Genomic DNA, 15,660 nt, shown 5'->3' on the forward strand with positions numbered 1-15,660 from the left:
GGGAATACAGAGGGATATCGAGGGATAAAAAAAGCCCACTGACCGTCGCCGGTGCAGTGGGCTTTGTGTGTCAGGGGTCTAATTACAGAGCCATGTCACGTGCAGCGTTTTCCTTCGGTGCTTCAGCTTTTTCAGCCGCAGGCGCAGCCGGAGCAGCGACCTGACCGATCACTGGAGGCGTCGGCAGTTCGAGGATCTTGGCGGTGTAAGCCCATTCTTCAGCCACTTTCGCTGGATCGCTGTTCAGCTGAGTGCCGTAGCTTGGCACGATCTGGTGCAGCTTGGTTTGCCACTCTGGGCTAGCCACTTTGTCTTTGAAGACTTTCTGCAACACGCTCAGCATGATCGGTGCAGCGGTCGACGCGCCTGGCGATGCGCCTAGCAGGCCGGCGATGGAGCCGTCTTGTGCCGCAACGATTTCGGTGCCCAGTTTCAGCACGCCGCCAGCGGCTTCATCACGCTTGATGATTTGCACGCGTTGGCCGGCTTGCCACAGGCGCCAGTCTTCGGCTTTGGCGTTCGGGAAGTATTCCTTCAGCGCGTTCAGACGGTCTTCATCCGACAGCATCAGTTGGCCAGCGAGGTACTCGACCAGCGGGTATTCCTTGATGCCGACCTTGGTCATCGGCCAGATGTTGTGGGTGGTGGTGCTGGTCAGCAGGTCCAGGTACGAGCCTTCTTTGAGGAACTTGGTGCTGAAGGTCGCGAATGGGCCAAACAGGATAACGCGCTTGCCGTCCAGAACACGGGTGTCCAGGTGTGGAACCGACATCGGTGGCGCGCCAACCGAAGCTTTACCGTAGGCCTTGGCCAGGTGCTGTTCAGCGATGGTCGGGTTATCGGTCACCAGGAACGAGCCGCCTACCGGGAAGCCTGCGTATTCCTTGGCTTCAGGAATGCCCGACTTCTGCAACAGGTGCAGTGCACCACCGCCCGCGCCGATGAACACGAACTTGGCGTCGGTTTCGGTTTTGCTGCCGTCTTTCAAGTTTTTGTAGCTAACGCGCCAAGTGCCATCGGCATTCTTGGTGATGTCCTGCACTTCGCTCGACAGTTTCAGATCGAAGTTAGGCTTGGTTTGCAGGTGGGCAGCGAACTGGCGGGTGATTTCGCCGAAGTTCATGTCGGTACCCAGCGGACTCCAGGTGGCCGCGATTTTCTGGTTCGGGTCACGCCCTTCCATCATCAGCGGAACCCACTTCTTGATCACAGCCGGGTCTTCGGAGTACTGCATGCCGGCGAACAGCGGGCTCGCTTGCAGGGCTTCGTAGCGCTTTTTGAGGAACTTGATGTTGTCATCACCCCACACGAAGCTCATGTGCGGTGTGGTGTTGATGAACGAGCGAGGGTTCTTCAGAACGCCTTGCTGAACCTGCCAGGCCCAGAACTGACGGGACACCTGGAACGCTTCGTTGATCTCGACAGCTTTCGGGATCGTCACGTTGCCTTTGTCATCTTCCGGGGTGTAGTTCAGCTCAGCCAGAGCCGAGTGACCGGTACCGGCGTTGTTCCAGCCGTTGGAGCTTTCGAGGGCGACGCCGTCGAGGCGCTCGACCATTTCCATCGACCAGCTTGGCTCCAGCTCATTGATCCACACACCCAGGGTGGTGCTCATGATGCCGCCGCCGATCAACAGCACGTCGACTTTCTTTGCTTCTTCAGCATTGGCGGACGACATCCCCATCGCCAAAGCCAGCCCCAGCAGAGCTGTGTTCACTTTCTTAAACATCCGTAGCACCTATGATAAAACGCCTTCCGCCCGTCGCTGTTATCAGCATGCGATCCGCTTTGGTGACGCTCAGGCTGGCGTCGCAGATTCCGGCACACTGCAATTTTGACGGGTGGGCACACAAGGCCGACGTACCGCATCGACCTCAGTTAATGTCCCTTCTGAACTGGTTTCTTATCATTATTGGCATCAGCTACTTGAGCGACAGGGATTCCGTCAGCTCGCCACGCGGCAAGCAGACTGAATTAGGTCAAACCAAGTTGGCGCGAAGAATATCACGTCAGGACAAACCCGCGCGTCTGTTCCCGACTTGATAGTCCTTTTACGTTCAGGGACTTATCGGCTGGAGGGGGTTGAACATGAATCTTGGGGCGGGCATTTAAGTATTGGGGTGACTGGACGGGCCTCTTCGCGAGCAAGCTCTGCTCCTACGAAAAGCGGGTATCAACGATCCCCGTAGGAGCAAAGCTTGCTCGCGAAAGCGGCCGCTCAATCACTGCAAAACTCTGTTACAACCGAAACCGATCCACCGACTGCGCCAACTGCCCCGCCAGACTCGACAGCTCATCCGTAGTCGTCGCCGTCTGCCCGATCACCCGGCTATTGCCCTCGGACATCTCCGCAATCATCTCGACCTGATGAGCAATCTCGTTACTGGCCAAGCTCTGTTCACCAATCGTGCGGGTAATGTCATTGACCAACTGTGTGGTACTTAATGTGGCCTCCAGAATCTCCCGGATCGCCCTCTCCACCTCTGCCGTCACCGCCATGCCCTTGTCGACCTGCGCCACACCCGCTTCCATGCTGCTCACCGCCTCGCGGGTGCTGTGCTGAATGCGCGCGACCATCGCAGCAATTTCCTGGGTCGAGGCACTGGTGCGTGCCGCCAGACTGCGCACTTCATCCGCCACCACGGCAAAACCACGACCCTGTTCGCCCGCCCGCGCCGCTTCGATCGCAGCGTTAAGCGCCAGTAAATTGGTCTGGTCGGCGATGCTTTTGATCACTTGGATAATGTTGAAAATGCCTTCGGATTCCTGATCCAGCGTGCGGATCACTTGCGCCGACTGTTGCGCCGAACGAGCAATGTCGTCCATATCGCTGACCACTTGATGAATCACCCCGCCGCCCTCCTTCGCCAGGTTTTCTGCCTGATTGGCCATGCTCAGGGCGCGTTCGGCGTGGCGAGTGATTTCCTCGATACTCGCGGTCATCTGGCTGGCAGCAGCGGCCATGGTGCTGGCGGCGACGCTTTGTTGCTGGCTGCTGTCGGCGACTTGATGGCAGCCGTGGCTGAGTTGCTCGCTCATGCCGCTGACGCCGTGGGCGTTGCTACGCACCACGTCGATCATGTTGCGCAAATCGCGTTGCATGGTCGCCAGCGTGCGAATCAAAGCGCTCGCTTCGTCCTTGCCGGACGGCTCGGTGATAGGTTCACTGAGGTTGCCGTGGGCGATGCTTTCGGCGATGCGGCTGGCGGTTTTCAACGGCCCGAGAATGCTGCGGATCACCCAGCGCCCCTCGACCAAAAGCAGCAACAGCCCCGCCAGTAAGACCACGCCGAGGGCAATGTTGGCGTTGCGGATCGCGGCTTCGGTGCCAGCGCTGGTCTCACGGGTATTGGCTTCAATCAATTCACTCAACGCGGCCATCTGCGTTTCCAGCTGGCTGAACGCCGCATTGAACGTGCCCAGTTCCTGCTGCGCAGCGTCCGGGTTATCCAGCGCCAGGCCGACAATGCGTTCCCCGGCATTGATGTAAGTTTCAAGGCTCGGTTTGATCTGCTCCAGCGCCGATCGCAACGTCGGGTTGATCGGCAGTTTCAGGTTTTCTTCCAGCACTTCACGAAAATGCCGCGCATGCTCCTCGATCGAACTGCGTGCCTCGGCCGGCGTGCTGGTGCTTTTGCCCAGCCCCACCAACATTGCCGAATAGACGTCGGCACGCAGGGCGTCGTGCATCATGTCCGCTTCCATGTGGTTGCGCAGCGCGCTCATGCTCACCGCGTTGTCGCTCACCGCCGAAGCCATGTGCAGGTTACCGACGTAGCTGACCAGACTCACGAGCAATGCCGTCAGCAGACTGGTAACAATCAGCAACACTAAACGCAGTTTGATCGACACCGTGGGTTTCTCCTTGGGGGACGCCGGTAAAGGCCTGTCAGTCCTAGAGTTAAGCCTATTTGCGCCGGTCTGCCGCGCCAGAGCGTGTCGGCAGATGTCTGCGCGCAGGGCAACGGCGATAAAACTTTCAGTTTGAGCGGCAAGTCTCATTTTTCAACGCACGCGGACATGGCCTTCATCGCCGGTTAATGCCGGCAGGCTATTGAGTCCGTCGTTCTGAAAACTCATGCAGCACAAGGAAACGCTTATGAAACGCGCATTGTGGTTAGGTCTGCTCGGCACCTTCGCAATCGGCACTGCTCAGGCAGCGACGGAAAAAGTCGCGATCAATCTGGTCAGCGCCGACGGTGCACCGCAGGCGATCGGCTCGATTACCGTCAGTGAGACGCCGTATGGCCTGTTGTTTACCCCTGATCTGAAATCCCTGCCGGCCGGCGTGCACGGTTTTCACGTGCACGAAAACGGCAGTTGCGAGCCGGGCATGAAGGACGGCGTCAAAGGCGCGGCACTGGCAGCTGGCGGGCACTTCGATCCGCAGAAAACCGGCAAGCACCTCGGCCCATACGCAGACGGCCATCTCGGTGACCTGCCGGCGGTGTACGTGACCGCTGACGGTATCGCCAATTACCCGGTGCTGGCGCCGCGCCTGAAGAAAATCTCCGAGATCAAGGGCCACGCGCTGATGATTCACGCCGGTGGCGACAACCATTCCGACATGCCAAAACCTCTGGGTGGTGGCGGTGATCGCATGGCCTGTGGCGTGATTTGATAGAACTCGCGTCAAGACCGGGCACCCGCCATGGCGTGCCCGCGTCTGCAGAATTAACGCCTCACGGAACTCCCGCCCTCCGCGCACCTCTCACATTATGCAGTCCTTCCCTTTTTGCTTAGCGCTTGTGGAGGAACCCCGTCATGCGCAAGTTATTGCTCGTTTCTTCTTTACTCTTATGCCTGCCCGTCGGCTCCGCTATGGCCAAGGTCGATGCGGGGGATGTGGCCACTTCGGCCGGCGTTTCCGCTTCGCTGTACTCGACCTTCAAGGATCACAAAATGGTGATCCCGGCGCGTGACGACTTGTCTGCCTTTGTCGCCAGCGGCGGAGCCATTCGCGGGGTTTATCTTGAGTCGGTGTTGCAACAGGTTCGTCAGGAAAATCCCGGCATCAACGCCAGCGATGAAGACCTCGCCAACGCCATTCTGGTGCATTACGAAGGCCTGAATCAGTAGCCAGCACGGAGCAAGCAGCCGATGGATGGCCGCTGAAGGCGCATAGGCAAAACTGTCCGACGGCCTCTATGATGGAGGCCATGACGACGACTGCGCCTTTGCGCTCCCCCTGCCCACCCGGCGCCTGCGATTGCGGGCGCGACCCGTTGCTGGACACACCCGGTGCGGACTTGCGCATCCTGCGCCTGACCCGCGAGGAAGAAAAAGTCCTGCTCGCGCGCCTCGAAAAACTGAAAAACCTCGACGACCTCCGGCACCTGCAAAGACGCATGTTCGAGCAGTTGGGCATTCGCGTCGACGTCACACCGGGTTTTCACGAAGTGCGCACCATGCTCGGCATCGAGATCGAAATCGACGCGCTGCCGGGTCTGTGCCGTAAAACGCGCAAGTCGATTCCAACGGCGATTAGACGGGGCCTGAACAACAACCCCGAAATCGCTTTTGAATTGCTTAACGCCCACGACTTGCTGCGCGACACCTGATCACTTTTTCATGCCGACTCGTTTGCGCATCTCGGCGGTGATGCTCTGCCGGGTTTTCTTCATGTCAGCCCAAGGCTCATCGCCAACCTCGGCCAACCGTTCGTGGACGTTATGCACGTTCCATTGGTTGCCGCCCTTGATCTCCCCAACCTCTTCACGAAACAGCGGTACCGACACCGGTAGCCCTTCGCGCGTACGCGCCGAGTAAGTGCAGATGGTGGTGGCGCCGAGGCCGTTGCGCAGGTAGTCGATGAAGATCCGCCCGACACGGTTTTTCGGCCCGGACACCGCCGAAAATCGATCCGGCAACAGCTTGGCCATATGGCTGACGATCGCGTGGCTGAAATCCTTCACTTCATCCCAGCCGAGCTTGCGGGTGATCGGCACCACCAAGTGAATACCCTTGCCGCCACTGGTTTTCAGAAACGCTTTCAAGCCCAGTTCATCGAGCACGGTCAAGGTCAGCGCAGTGGCTTCGACCATGCTTTTCCATGGCAGCGCCGGATCAGGGTCGAGGTCGAGTACGAAGCGATCGGGTTTATCCAGATCCACCGTGGTTGCGTTCCAGGTGTGCAACTCGACCGTGCTCATCTGCACCGCGCCGATCAGCGCTTCAGCGTTGTTGATCAGCATCACCGGTTGGCCGGTGACGTCTTTGTCCAGCGTGCTGATGCCGGGGATCGCCAGGCGCTCAGCGTTCTTCTGGAAGAACAGTTCACCCGCAATGCCATCCGGCGCGCGCACCAGCGCCACCGGGCGATCCTTGAGTTGCGGCAGAATCCATTCGGCAACGCTGGTGTAGTACTCGGCCAGTTGCATTTTGGTCGTGCCGCTGACCGCGTCGATCACCCGATCAGGGTGAGTAATACGGACTTTGCCGTTGGCCAGACCGAGTTGCGACGGCGCAGTCTCAGCCTTTTCCGCGGGCACTTTTTTCGCCGGTTTTTTCCCAGGGCTTTTCGCTGCGGATTTCGTCTCTGAAGTCTTCACCGGTTTCGCTCGCTCCTCAGTAATGTCCTTGGCCGGTTTGTCATCGCGCAAACCATGGAACACGGCGTGGCGCACCGAGCCGTCCTTGGTCATTTCAGCGAAGGCGATTTCGGCCAGCAATTTCGGTTTGAGCCAGTGCACGCCTTTGGCCTCGAAACCGCTCGGCGGATTGACCACGGCAGCCTTCTTCACCTGCAACGGTTTCAGCTGCGCCAGAATGCTTTTCAGCGTCGCTTCGTTGAAGCCCGTGCCAACCTTGCCGGCGTAGCGCAATTCGCCGCTGTCGCGATCATGCAGACCGAGCAGCAAGGCACCGAAGGCACTGCGCGAACCTTTCGGATCGGTGTAGCCGACGACGACAAATTCCTGCCGATGCTTGCACTTCAGTTTGATCCAGTCACCGCTGCGTCGCGACACATAAGGCGAGCCGAGGCGTTTGCCGATCAGGCCTTCCATCTGCATCTGACAAGCGCTGTTGAGCAATGCATCCGGGGTTTCGTCGAAGGCTTCGGAATAGCGCAGCAGCGGATTTTTCTGCGCGCCGAGGATCGTCGCTAGCGCGGCTCGACGCTCTTCAACCGGCACCTCACGCAAGTCGACGCCGTTGAGATACGGCAGATCAAACAGGTAGTAGAGAATGTTGCCGCTGCGCCCAGCCTCGAAAGCATTTTGCAGCGCCTGAAAATCCGGCACGCCATGTTCGTTGGCGACGACCATTTCGCCGTCCAGCCAGGCCGATTCCAGACCCAGCGCGGCCAAGGCTTCGGCCTGTTGCGGCAACTTGTGCGTCCAATCGTGGCCGTTGCGGGTGAACAGTTGCACCTGGTCGTGATCGATCCGCGCCATGATCCGGTAGCCATCGAATTTGATTTCGTAGCTCCACTGCCCTTCAGGCGCGCTGTCGACCAGTGTGGCCAATTCGGGTTTGAGCTGCGCCGGCAGCTTGGCTTTATGCGCGCCCGTCAGCGTGCCGGTGGCTTTTTTGCGCGATTTGGCGGCGGGTTTCTTCACCGGTTTGCTTTGCTCGGCGGCGAGTTTCGGTTTGTCGACGAGGGTGCGTTCGCTCAACACGCTGTCCGGCTCAGCGACCAGAACGTCGTAATCATCCTGAGGCCGCGCCGCGCCGTCCTGATGTTTGATCAGGAACCACTGCTCCTTTTTTCCCGGCATGTGCGTGCGCACCAGATTCCAGATCCCGCCGAGTTTCTCGCCTTGCAGCTCGAACTTGAGCTTGCCTTTCGCGTAGGCCTGTTGCGGATCCTCCTGCGGAATCCACACGCCGCGATCCCAGACAATCACATCGCCCGCGCCGTAATGCCCTTCGGGAATGCTGCCCTCGAAGGTCGCGTAGTCCAGCGGATGATCCTCGACGTGCACCGCCAGGCGCTTGACCTTGGGATCCAGCGACGGCCCCTTCGGCACTGCCCAACTCTTCAACGCGCCATCGAGTTCCAGGCGAAAGTCATAATGCAGGTGCGAAGCGTCGTGCTTCTGGATGCAGAACTGCAAGGCGTGCTCGGCGGCGGTTTTGCGGCCCGAGCGTTTGACTGCCGCCGGTTCCGAGGTTGCCGAGAAATCGCGCATGCGGTTGTAGTCGTCGAGGTTCCTGTTCATCGTGCACCTGCCTGATTTCAGCCCATTCGGGTGACGGTCAACGCCACCACGGCGATCCGGTCGACCCGTTGATATCCGGGGTTCAGCAGCTCTTCGCCAAAGACATCCGGATCGATTTCACGGTACGTCCAGGCGAAGCGTTTTTCATCGAGTCGCGGCAGCACCGTGTCGAGGAATGGATCACGGCCATCGACCATCGCCACGCCGGTATAGAGCAGCAGCGAACCACCGGGAGCCAGCCTATTCAGCGCCTGCTCGACGATCCGTAGTGACAGTCCCGCGCCAAGTGTTCCGCCACCGTGGCGATAGGCGCGCTCCGCCGGATCGGCCATGTACGGCGGATTGGCGACGATCAGATCGAACTCGCCGTCGACGCCGTGCAACAGATCACTGGCGTGAACTTCAACGTTGGCGACTTCCGCCAGCGCCGCATTAATTGCAGTCAGGCGCAGCGCGGCGGGATTAATGTCCAGCGCCAGGACTTGCGCCTCGCGACGGGCTCGGGCGATCACGATCGCACCGACGCCCGCGCCACAACCGATGTCGACCGCGCGATGGATCGGGGCGAAGTTCTGTTGCAGATGAGCGTGGATCATCTGGGCGAAACGGTAGGTGTCGGGGCCGAAGAACACCGAGTCCGCCGCGTCGGTCGGGAACGCCGAATGCACGAACAACAGATCATCCAGGCTCGACCAGCGCACGCGACTTTTCAGCTGGCCTTCGTAGGTGTCGATGACTTGCGCCTCCTGTAACTGGCGCTGTTCGTCGGCGGAGAGCAAACCGGGTTCGAATGGCCGCGACCAGCCAAACACATCACGCAGGCTGTCAGCCATTTGCCCTTCGTCGCGCTGATTAACGCGCTGATGCGTCAGCGGCGTCGGGGTGATGAAACGGTAGCCATCGGCCTGAAGGCGCCGGCCCAGTTGCAGCAGCGCCAGATCATGGCTGCTGAATTGTTCTTCCTGACTCATTGAAAATTTCCTTACGGCTGGCGTGATTTGAGTTCGATGAATCGTCGGGTGGCGAGCAACCCGGCCGGGTGTGCATGGCGATCCGGGGCGAGCCACGGAATCAGCGTCGCGATTTGCGTGAGACCGTCCTGACCTTGCAACGCCGCGTTCAATTGCTGCACATCGGGATCCTGCTCGGGCACCGCGATCGATGCCGCCGTTTGAGGCCGGCGCCGAGCGACTTTCGGCTTTTCCGAAGATTTCCAATCGCCGGCAATCCAGTCATGCACCAGTTGTTTTTCATAGGCGTTGAACACGCCGAACATCGCCGCACCGTCACCCGCGATCAGTTGCCAAAAGCGGCTGTTCTGTGGGTCTTCGTTGCGTTTGATCCAGCCTTTGTCCTGCAGCGCTTGCATGAAGCCGGGCAATTGCTCAGGTGTCGACAGCCATTGATTGACGGTCTGGCCTTCAAAGCGGCAGTAGTCGGAATGCATGTGCTGGCCGAACGGCCGCTTGCGCTCAAGCATCGCCAACAATTCACGCTCAAGGTCGAAGCCTTCGATGATCGCGCGACTGCCCTGCCCCAGATCATTAAGGCGATAACCGAGCGATACACGACGCAGAAAATCGGCGCGATCAGCCTCCAGTGGCAACAGGTCGAGCACCGCCTGCACGGCTTTTTGCGCATGGCCGGTGCTGGCGTTGTCGATGGTCACGTGCAGAGTGAAATAATAGGGATCGATGCCCAGCTCGCTGAGTTCGTAACTAGTGATCAGCAGGTGCAATGGCAGCTGCTCGTAACCCAGGTTGTAGCCGATCACTTCTGGCAAGCAATCGACACCGGCGATGCCAAGCGCCAGTTGCAACGCGCCTTGCAGATAGTGTTCATCGGCGATCGCGGCGCTGTCCTGCAAGTCGTGTTCGGCAAGGAGTTTGCGGTAGATCACCACATGGTTTTGCGCGGGGTTGCCGTCGCCGAGTTCTTCCAGATAGGTGGTGAGCAAACCGGCGAAACGCGGATCCTGCCACTGCGCCAGCAAGCCATACAACCACGCGCCGTCGACCAGTTTGGTCGGCGCCACTGCTTGCAGAAAGTACAGCGCCTGCGCCTTGCAGGTGAAGAATTGCCGAGCCCCGCCGGCTTTACGTTGTTGCAGATATTCGGCGTATTGCTGCGCGACATCGGTGCAATGTTCGGCCACCCAGGCGTGCCACGTCGTCGGGTCTTGCGGCAGCGTATCCGGAAGTTGCCCGGCGTTTTGCAGTTGCTCGTGCAGGAATGACTGCGCCAACGCCTGCGGATTTTCATCCTTGAGCAACGCGTCATAAATGCAGCGGATATTCCCGGCAGGATTGATCGCCTGCGGCTGGGCAGGCGTGGAATGCAGGCGTGTCAGGACGGTCATGGCAGTTTTCTCGGTCGATTGGCAGGACGCTGTTCACGCGCCTCTACAGCAGCAGAGGCGTCGCGCCTGTGAAAAATTCAATCGACGTGAAAATTGCCCGGACGGACGGCCCTTTCGAAGCGTTTGCAGCCAATGAATCTCCTGCGACACCTGAAACCACTGAAACTGCTGAAACTGCCGAAATTGCCGAAATTATCTGTAGGAGCTGCCGAAGGCTGCGATCTTTTGATGTTGATTGTTTAGGATCAAAAGATCGCAGCCTTCGGCAGCTCCTACATGGGCAAACATCGTATTACGGGGTTAGATCTTGTAATTGGGGTTACATCGTGCAACGGGTTGGATTCGCGTTTGGGCGAGGGATGGCTAGGGTTCAAAGACGATGATTTTTGGAGGGCAAAGGAATGCCTGTTGCGGCAAAAGGATGTGGATTGAGGAAGGGGCGGTATTCGGAGTCAGGGCAGGTTTATCTGTTGACGGTGGTGGTTGATCAGCGTCGGCCGGTTTTTGCCGATTTTTCATTCGGACGGTTGTTGGTTGAACAATTACGCTTGGCAGAAGAATCAGGATCGGTTCAATCACTGGCATGGGTCGTCATGCCGGATCACTTGCATTGGCTGGTTGAGCTTAAACAAGGTTCATTGGCGCAACTGATGTGCCGCGTCAAATCGCGGAGTTGTCGTTCGATCAATCTCAGACGGGGCAGTCAGGGGCGGCTGTGGCAGCGTGGGTATTACGATCGGGCATTGCGGCGGGATGAGGATTTGAAAGCGGCTGCGCGGTATATCGTGATGAACCCTTTGCGGGCCGGGTTGGTTGCGCGGTTGGGGGATTATCCGTTGTGGGATGCGGTTTGGGTTTGAAAATCCAGATCAAAAGATCGCAGCCTTCGGCAGCTCCTTGTATGTTGCCCTCACACCAGTCAATTGAGATCTAGGCTCACTGGTGCGGACATACGAAGATGTTTTTCTGGGGGAGACCGATCGCTCCTAAAGGCAGGACTTGCTCCTGACCTTGTCTGTAGAGAGGTCCCCCCGCCTCATTGCCCACCACGAAGAGTATCGAGAAGCCGACGAGTCGGACTTCGCATTACAAGGTTGCAGTGGCATGAAGTTCGAGGTCAGGGGAACCAGGAAGCATTTTTAACCCAGTTCACTCGGAGTTGAAAGCATGAGCATGCATGTCGGTTTGGATGTGGGGTCTCGCACGACCGCCATGGGTTGGCGTAACGACGGTCGTTTTGCAGGCGCCTGCAACATCGACCAAACACCCGCAGGGCGTAAGGCGGCGATCAACAAGTTGCTCGAACTCAAGCCTTTATCCGTGGTGATGGAAGCCACCGGCATCTATTACCTGGATTTGGCCATGGAGCTCGCTGCGGCGGGTTTGCCCGTTTCGGTTATCAATCCGAAGAGCTTTCATAACTTCGCCAAGCTGATGCTGAAAAACAGCAAAACCGATGCAATCGATGCCCAATTGCTAGCTGAATACGGCGAGCGCATGAGCCCAAGATTGTGGACTCCACCTACAGCCATACAGCTGGAGTTGCGGGCTATCGGAAGGCATATCAATCGTCTGACATGTCATCGCACCCGAGCCAAGAACGAGCTGCATGCGCTGAAGGCTACTCAAACAACCCTGACGATGTTGATTGAAGACGAAGAAGAAGCCATTGAGGCCTTCGACAAGCGAATCGAGCGTTTCAGGCTCGCAGGCCGGGCACTGATCGACAATTGCCCGACGTTAAGCGCCCAGTTCGGGCACATGATCGCAGCGCCGGGGATGGGCGAAATTTCAGTATTTGCGGCACTGGCTGAATTGACGACTTTGCCGGTGACGCTTAAATCCGCGCAGGTCAGCCGACATGCAGGACTCGATGTGCGGCTTACGCAATCAGGTACCAGCATCGATAAACCTGGGCGGATAAGTAAGGGCGGAAACGCCTACCTACGCTCAGCGATGTATATGCCAGCGCTGACCGCCATTCGTTGCGACAGCAACGTGAAAGCCTTTTACGAAGCGCTGATCGGGCGAGGAAAGAGAAAGATGCAGGCGATCGTCGCCGTCATGCGCAAATACCTGACCGGTCTGTGGGCTTGCATGCAAGCCGGAGAAGATTTCGATACGGCCAAGCTTTTTAGCGCAAAAGACCTCGCAAAAGCTTGACCGTAAACAGAGTATCTACAGGGACAAATATACCCAATGTGCTGCGATCTTTTGACGTTGGCTTACGCCTGCCCTTTGGCCTGCTGCTCGAGATGCACCTGCAAATCCGGATCGATCTGCAACGCTGCTGCCAGTTCATCCAGATAGCTGCGTTCGGCATCCTGCTGGTCATCCACCAGCAACACGCTGGACAGATACATTTCGGCCGCGATGGCGGGGTCACCGTTTGCCGACTGGGCGACTTCACTGGCGTCCAGCGGTTTGGCGACTTCGGCGTCGAGCCATTGCTGCAATTGTGGATCGTCGGTGTGCTTGCCGATTTCTGCGCTGATCAGGTGTTTTTCCGATTCATCGATACGCCCGTCTGCCTTGGCCGCTGCGATCAAGGCGCGCAGCACTGCGTGGCTGTGTTCTTCGACGTCCGGGCCCGCGAGCAGGTTGGCCGTTTGTGGAATCTGTTGTGGCGCGGTGCTGGCCTGGCTGCGTTGCCAGGCTTGATACGCCTGAAACGCCATCATCCCCAGCGACGCCAGTGCCGCGTAATTGGTGCCGCCGCCGGAACGACTTTGCGTGCCGCCACCGCCGCCCAGCGCGCCTCCCAAGGCGCCGCCCAACCCACCACCGCCAGCCGAACCGCCGCCGAGCAATCCACCGAGCAAACCGCCCAGTCCGCCTAGACCACCGGCAGACCCGCCGCCGCTGGCCGCGCCCGAGCCGCCACCAAGCAGACCACCCAGCAAGCCCCCGAGCCCGCCCAGACCGCCACCGGCCGAGGCGTTACTTTGTTGTCCCGCCGAGGCCTGGCCTCGCAGCAGTTGTTCGAGTAAATCAGTGGTGTTCATGGCGTCATCCTCAGACATTGGCAGTGACTGCGTCTGGCAACTCTAGACCCCTGCAGCCATTGCGCCAGCACCGTTTGGCCGACACTCAAGGCCCTCGCCGGTTTGCCCCGGGAATTTTTCCATCGGCCAGCTAAGATTCAAGGGTGGTGAACCTTATCCCGGCCAGACCGGTCGATAGCTGCAACCCCGACCCGGTTTGCCGGCGCCCTTGCCACTCAAGGGTGATACCCGGCTTGCTTCACTTTCTGGAGAACGCCCCCGTGATATCGACCGTACACATCGCCAGGCTCAAAGCATGGGGCGCCCATGGTTTTACCGCGACCGGCGTGGTCACTGCTTTCCTTGCTACCCTCGCCCTATTGGAAAACCAGCCGACCCACTGCCTGATGTGGCTGGGCGTGGCGCTGATCGTCGACGGCCTCGACGGCGCCCTCGCGCGCAAGGTTAATGTGCAATCGGTGCTGCCGAGTTTCGACGGTTCGATCCTCGATCTGGTGATCGATTACCTGACCTACGTGTTTATCCCGGCGCTGTTCATCTATCGCTACATTCCGCTGCCGGATTACACCCTGCTGCTGACTGTGTCGCTGATTCTGGTGTCGTCACTGTTCTGCTTCTGCAACGTCAATATGAAGAGCAAGGACAACTACTTTGTCGGGTTTCCGGCAGCGTGGAATGTGGTTGCGTTGTGTTTGTACATCATCGGCCCTGGGCCTTGGATCACGTTTTTGACGGTGATCGGGCTGGCGCTGTTGACGGTGACTCGGATGAAATTTTTGCATCCATTCCGTGTGCGCCGGTTTATGCCGATCAACATTGCGGTGACGGCGATCTGGCTGCTGTGCAGCTTGTCGCTGGTGCTCAATCACCCGGTGATCAACCCGTTGGTGATGGGGTTGTGGTTGCTGATGTCGGCGTACTTTCTGGGGATCTGCATCTGGCGCACGGCGCTGGAATGGTTTGATCGGGCGCATCAGAAGTAGCACCTTAAACCCAACACCAAACCCTGTGGGAGCGAGCCTGCTCGCGAAAGCGATATGTCAGCAAAGAACTATTTAACTGACAGTCCGCTTTCGCGAGCAGGCTCGCTCCCACATGGCCTGCGTTGATCTAACAAATAAGTCTAGCGTTTGCTGATCACCACCTCCAGATACTCACTCGGCACCACCAGCGAATCCTCTCCTGCTCGATTCATACGATTGAGCAAATCCGCCAGATCACTTTCCAGCGCCTGCCCACTCTCCGGCGGCAGCGCGGCGAACGCCTTGTGCACCGGCCCGTACCAATGGCGGAAGATATCGATAAAGTGCGCCGCCGAGCGATAGCGGAAATTGAACTCGCGGCGTGTTACCTGCACGACAAAATCGTGATCATCGAAATGCTCATGCAGCCAAGCTTCCGCGCCCCAGTTCGACGGTGGCTGGGCGATCGCCGGGGGCGGCAGATGCCGGCCGAGGGTTTTGAACATCTGGCCGACGAAACCTTCCGGCGTCCAGTTGGCCAGGCCGATCCGTCCACCTCGGCGACAGACCCGACCCAGCTCAGCGGCCGCTTTGTCCTGATCCGGCGCAAACATCACGCCGAACGTCGACAGCACTGCGTCGTAACTCTCATCTTCGAACGGCAGATCCTCAGCGTCAGCGACTTGGAAGGTCACGTCGAGATGTTCGGCGCGCGCCCGATCCTGTCCACGCTCCAACAGCGCTGCTACGTAATCGGTGGACGTCACCAATGCGCCCCGCCGCGCCGCTGCCAGCGTGGCATTGCCGTTGCCGGCCGCGACGTCCAGCACCTCTTCATCGCAACGCAGATCACAGGCTTCGGCGAGGTTTTCACCGACGATTTGCAGGGTGGTGCCGATCACGGCGTAATCGCCACTGGCCCAGGCGACCTTCTGGCGTTCTTTCAAGGCAGTCAGATCAATCGGTGCAGTCATGAATTCGAGCTCCGCTGCGTTCTTGTTATGGACATGGGGAACCGGGCCGGCAGTGACCCCGCTCAATCACTATCGCGCCGCGTCTGCCTGGCGTCCCGGCCAATCGTCCGGCAACCCGTCAAAACCGCTGCTTTGCCGATGAATGGTGGAAATCTGTAAAGCCGCTGCAACAGCCTCGGGATTGCCAGCGACGGT

At 58.9% G+C, this 15,660-nt stretch carries 13 protein-coding genes and 1 pseudogene; 6 read left to right on the forward strand and 8 right to left on the reverse strand.

Annotated elements, in window-relative coordinates:
• Positions 1–82: 82 nt before the first annotated feature.
• The 3 genes and pseudogenes from mqo to ACP3TY_RS14610 form a co-directional block, all read right to left on the reverse strand.
• Positions 83–1,729, reverse strand: a complete 1,647-nt coding sequence (gene mqo, locus ACP3TY_RS14600) for a malate dehydrogenase (quinone) (RefSeq protein ID WP_426617795.1) — start codon at positions 1,727–1,729, stop codon at positions 83–85.
• A 509-nt stretch (positions 1,730–2,238) separates the two neighbouring features.
• Positions 2,239–3,102 (reverse strand): methyl-accepting chemotaxis protein, encoded by an 864-nt coding sequence (locus ACP3TY_RS14605; protein ID WP_426620490.1) that lies wholly within the window; start codon positions 3,100–3,102, stop codon positions 2,239–2,241.
• Positions 3,097–4,002, reverse strand: a pseudogene (locus tag ACP3TY_RS14610) (MCP four helix bundle domain-containing protein); the annotation flags it as partial. The gene ACP3TY_RS14605 and the pseudogene ACP3TY_RS14610, both read right to left, overlap by 6 nt.
• Before the next feature lie 97 nt (positions 4,003–4,099).
• Here ACP3TY_RS14610 and sodC point away from each other — a divergent pair.
• The 3 genes from sodC (at position 4,100) to ACP3TY_RS14625 (ending at position 5,561) form a co-directional block, all read left to right on the forward strand.
• Complete coding sequence (gene sodC / locus ACP3TY_RS14615) at positions 4,100–4,621, forward strand: superoxide dismutase family protein (RefSeq protein ID WP_159812454.1); 522 nt, start codon at positions 4,100–4,102, stop codon at positions 4,619–4,621.
• Positions 4,622–4,764: 143 nt separating this feature from the next.
• Positions 4,765–5,079 (forward strand): DUF2388 domain-containing protein, encoded by a 315-nt coding sequence (locus ACP3TY_RS14620; RefSeq protein WP_053119287.1) that lies wholly within the window; start codon positions 4,765–4,767, stop codon positions 5,077–5,079.
• Positions 5,080–5,159: 80 nt separating this feature from the next.
• Complete coding sequence (locus tag ACP3TY_RS14625) at positions 5,160–5,561, forward strand: hypothetical protein (RefSeq protein WP_426617796.1); 402 nt, start codon at positions 5,160–5,162, stop codon at positions 5,559–5,561.
• On the opposite strand, the gene ligD is transcribed toward ACP3TY_RS14625, so the two are convergent.
• The 3 genes from ligD to ACP3TY_RS14640 are packed head-to-tail and all read right to left on the reverse strand — an operon-like array spanning position 5,562 to position 10,524.
• Positions 5,562–8,165 (reverse strand): DNA ligase D, encoded by a 2,604-nt coding sequence (gene ligD, locus ACP3TY_RS14630; protein ID WP_426617797.1) that lies wholly within the window; start codon positions 8,163–8,165, stop codon positions 5,562–5,564.
• A gap of 17 nt (positions 8,166–8,182) precedes the next feature.
• The gene (locus tag ACP3TY_RS14635; RefSeq protein ID WP_426617798.1) at positions 8,183–9,136 is read right to left on the reverse strand and encodes a methyltransferase; all 954 of its coding nucleotides are present in this window, start codon (positions 9,134–9,136) and stop codon (positions 8,183–8,185) included.
• A gap of 11 nt (positions 9,137–9,147) precedes the next feature.
• Positions 9,148–10,524, reverse strand: a complete 1,377-nt coding sequence (locus ACP3TY_RS14640; protein ID WP_053119279.1) for an iron-containing redox enzyme family protein — start codon at positions 10,522–10,524, stop codon at positions 9,148–9,150.
• Positions 10,525–10,925: 401 nt separating this feature from the next.
• On the opposite strand from ACP3TY_RS14640, the gene ACP3TY_RS14645 reads away from it, so the two are divergent.
• A complete protein-coding gene (locus ACP3TY_RS14645) occupies positions 10,926–11,384 on the forward strand; it encodes an REP-associated tyrosine transposase (protein WP_426617799.1) in 459 nt (152 codons plus the stop codon).
• A gap of 307 nt (positions 11,385–11,691) precedes the next feature.
• A complete protein-coding gene (locus ACP3TY_RS14650) occupies positions 11,692–12,687 on the forward strand; it encodes an IS110 family transposase (protein WP_426617800.1) in 996 nt (331 codons plus the stop codon).
• 62 nt (positions 12,688–12,749) lie between these two features.
• On the opposite strand, the gene ACP3TY_RS14655 is transcribed toward ACP3TY_RS14650, so the two are convergent.
• Complete coding sequence (locus tag ACP3TY_RS14655; RefSeq protein WP_426617801.1) at positions 12,750–13,529, reverse strand: tellurite resistance TerB family protein; 780 nt, start codon at positions 13,527–13,529, stop codon at positions 12,750–12,752.
• Between the two features lie 260 nt (positions 13,530–13,789).
• On the opposite strand from ACP3TY_RS14655, the gene pcsA reads away from it, so the two are divergent.
• On the forward strand, positions 13,790–14,512 hold the full coding sequence (pcsA, locus tag ACP3TY_RS14660; RefSeq protein ID WP_053119275.1) for a phosphatidylcholine synthase: 723 nt from the start codon (positions 13,790–13,792) through the stop codon (positions 14,510–14,512).
• Between the two features lie 140 nt (positions 14,513–14,652).
• Here pcsA and ACP3TY_RS14665 read toward each other — a convergent pair whose 3' ends face one another.
• The gene (locus ACP3TY_RS14665) at positions 14,653–15,465 is read right to left on the reverse strand and encodes a class I SAM-dependent methyltransferase (RefSeq protein WP_426617802.1); all 813 of its coding nucleotides are present in this window, start codon (positions 15,463–15,465) and stop codon (positions 14,653–14,655) included.
• Positions 15,466–15,660 lie beyond the last annotated feature (195 nt).

The organism is Pseudomonas rustica (assembly GCF_049959085.1).
GTDB lineage: Bacteria > Pseudomonadota > Gammaproteobacteria > Pseudomonadales > Pseudomonadaceae > Aquipseudomonas > Aquipseudomonas rustica.

Excerpts from the sequence above, each read along its gene's own strand:
- ACP3TY_RS14640 (WP_053119279.1), bottom strand. The coding sequence starts at position 10,524 with ATGACCGTCCTGACACGCCTGCATTCCACGCCTGCCCAGCCGCAGGCG.
- ACP3TY_RS14650 (WP_426617800.1), top strand. The coding sequence starts at position 11,692 with ATGAGCATGCATGTCGGTTTGGATGTGGGGTCTCGCACGACCGCCATG.
- ligD (WP_426617797.1), bottom strand. The coding sequence starts at position 8,165 with ATGAACAGGAACCTCGACGACTACAACCGCATGCGCGATTTCTCGGCA.
- ACP3TY_RS14655 (WP_426617801.1), bottom strand. The coding sequence starts at position 13,529 with ATGAACACCACTGATTTACTCGAACAACTGCTGCGAGGCCAGGCCTCG.
- ACP3TY_RS14620 (WP_053119287.1), top strand. The coding sequence starts at position 4,765 with ATGCGCAAGTTATTGCTCGTTTCTTCTTTACTCTTATGCCTGCCCGTC.
- ACP3TY_RS14635 (WP_426617798.1), bottom strand. The coding sequence starts at position 9,136 with ATGAGTCAGGAAGAACAATTCAGCAGCCATGATCTGGCGCTGCTGCAA.
- mqo (WP_426617795.1), bottom strand. The coding sequence starts at position 1,729 with ATGTTTAAGAAAGTGAACACAGCTCTGCTGGGGCTGGCTTTGGCGATG.
- ACP3TY_RS14625 (WP_426617796.1), top strand. The coding sequence starts at position 5,160 with ATGACGACGACTGCGCCTTTGCGCTCCCCCTGCCCACCCGGCGCCTGC.
- ACP3TY_RS14665 (WP_426617802.1), bottom strand. The coding sequence starts at position 15,465 with ATGACTGCACCGATTGATCTGACTGCCTTGAAAGAACGCCAGAAGGTC.
- ACP3TY_RS14605 (WP_426620490.1), bottom strand. The coding sequence starts at position 3,102 with ATGCAACGCGATTTGCGCAACATGATCGACGTGGTGCGTAGCAACGCC.
- sodC (WP_159812454.1), top strand. The coding sequence starts at position 4,100 with ATGAAACGCGCATTGTGGTTAGGTCTGCTCGGCACCTTCGCAATCGGC.
- ACP3TY_RS14645 (WP_426617799.1), top strand. The coding sequence starts at position 10,926 with ATGCCTGTTGCGGCAAAAGGATGTGGATTGAGGAAGGGGCGGTATTCG.